This window comes from Helicobacter didelphidarum, assembly GCF_003364195.1.
Lineage (GTDB): Bacteria > Campylobacterota > Campylobacteria > Campylobacterales > Helicobacteraceae > Helicobacter_A > Helicobacter_A didelphidarum.
Window position 1 is genome coordinate 1 of sequence record NZ_NXLQ01000113.1, and the last position, 1,730, is coordinate 1,730.

Below are 1,730 nucleotides of genomic sequence, written 5' to 3' on the forward strand. Positions count from 1 at the left end.
TCTCTCTCATCTTGTGTGATAGGTCTTGCATACACCACTTTACCTATATTCTCTTTACACAATCTCTCATATTCTTTGTATTCACTATCCCATTGTTTTGGGATAAAAGCACGATATGATGTAGGATAGTAAATACTACACCCACTAGCTAGTAATACAACCAAGATTCCAAAAAATCCCAAAGATATATAAATTATCATCTTCACGCTACTTCCTTTATAATAAAATCCATATCGTTATCTTTAGATTCCACAAACTCGTTAAAAAGATTCTCAAATTCATCAAAAGTATCATTAGGTTTTATAGATTCTTTTTTAACAGACTCTAACCACTCAAAAAATGGTTCTGTAATATCTGCATAGCATTGTCTAAGAAAAGTAAAGTCATTATTAAAGGTTTCTCTTAAAGCTTTATCAAAGTCTTCATTAATAGATTCTATAGAACTTAATATTGTATCTTTCCAAGCTTGAAATTCATCACTTGAAGTAATAGAATATTTATATTTTTCACTTAATTCTTTCTGTAAATCTAAAAGTGTTTTATCAGCTACAAAACATTGCATTTGTTCTATATTAATCCTACATTGATTAGCTTGTTCTAGCATATTATGTTTGAGATAATGTTGATATAGATTTTCTTGCATTTGTATTTGCATATCATTGCATTGAACTTTCTCTATTTTTAATCCTAAGAATACATGGGGATTTCCATCGCCACCATTATAGGCAACATTTCTATTGACATAGATTCCAAGTGAGTATTTTTTATTGTAACACATTAACAATCCTTTTAATTTTTAAAATTTGGGTCTATATTTTCTAAATAAAATGGAACTTTTAAAAATTTTAATATATCTAGACTATGATGAGATTCTTTTAATATATCTACATTATAATTACTTTTAACTTCCCCAATAATATTCTTATTTTCTAACGCCATTATTATCCCATCTTTCACTTTGATAGAGTTAAAAGGTGTTATATATATATATATATTCTTTCCAATGTACTTGGCAATACAAAAAGATTAAATTGCCATTGTTTCCATCCACGATAATATCCTATATCTGCTATATAAATGTATTTGTATTCAGCGTCAGCGTCAAATCCACCAAATACAAAACATATTTCTACCATTATATTATTAATTTTAAACTCTCTACATTGACCATTATTTAAGCTTCTCTCCAAATCATCTGTATTTTTATAATGTTGAATTGTTTGAGGCGATACAGGTCTAGCATACAACACCCTACCTATTTCTTTTTGTGCAAATTGTTTAAAATCTTGATACTGAGAATCTAAAAATCTCGGTATAAATGCTCTTATGCTTGCAGGATATGGAATTGCACAATTATTTAATACAAATGATATAATTAAACCACTACCTCCAATAAATACTAGAATCTTAGAGACTTTCTTTTGTGATTTAAATGCTTTTCTATAGATAAGCCACCATATAAAATATGAGAAAGTAAAGACAATGAGGAGAAAAAGGATTATCACAAATAGCATTGTGATTCCTTTAGGGTTTGGATTCTATATTATTATAAGTATAAACTTCATTTGCTAATTCATCATAGCTTAAAGCACACATTTGATCTAAGAATCCTCCTAATGAATGTCCTGTAACAATGATTTTGATATTTAAAGATTTAAAAAGAGTGATAAAGTCTTGTGTTTTATTTGAATCCTTTGTATTATCATTGATTTGTTGTAACTCGTTTTTTA

The 1,730-nt window shown here is 27.7% G+C and carries 3 protein-coding genes and 2 pseudogenes; all 5 read right to left on the bottom strand.

Annotated features, from left to right (window positions below; translation table 11 throughout):
• Positions 1-200 (bottom strand): annotated as a pseudogene (locus CQA53_RS11225) (hypothetical protein); the annotation flags it as partial.
• Between the two features lie 2 nt (positions 201-202).
• The gene (locus CQA53_RS11230) at positions 203-778 is read right to left on the bottom strand and encodes a hypothetical protein (protein ID WP_115544003.1); all 576 of its coding nucleotides are present in this window, start codon (positions 776-778) and stop codon (positions 203-205) included.
• Positions 779-789: 11 nt separating this feature from the next.
• Positions 790-939 (bottom strand): hypothetical protein, encoded by a 150-nt coding sequence (locus CQA53_RS12745; RefSeq protein ID WP_181882474.1) that lies wholly within the window; start codon positions 937-939, stop codon positions 790-792.
• 38 nt (positions 940-977) lie between these two features.
• Complete coding sequence (locus CQA53_RS11235) at positions 978-1,514, bottom strand: hypothetical protein (protein WP_115544004.1); 537 nt, start codon at positions 1,512-1,514, stop codon at positions 978-980.
• Positions 1,515-1,524: 10 nt separating this feature from the next.
• A pseudogene (locus CQA53_RS12750) lies at positions 1,525-1,730 on the bottom strand (hypothetical protein); the annotation flags it as partial.

Excerpts from the sequence above, each read along its gene's own strand:
- CQA53_RS11230 (WP_115544003.1), bottom strand. The coding sequence starts at position 778 with ATGTGTTACAATAAAAAATACTCACTTGGAATCTATGTCAATAGAAAT.
- CQA53_RS12745 (WP_181882474.1), bottom strand. The coding sequence starts at position 939 with ATGGCGTTAGAAAATAAGAATATTATTGGGGAAGTTAAAAGTAATTAT.
- CQA53_RS11235 (WP_115544004.1), bottom strand. The coding sequence starts at position 1,514 with ATGCTATTTGTGATAATCCTTTTTCTCCTCATTGTCTTTACTTTCTCA.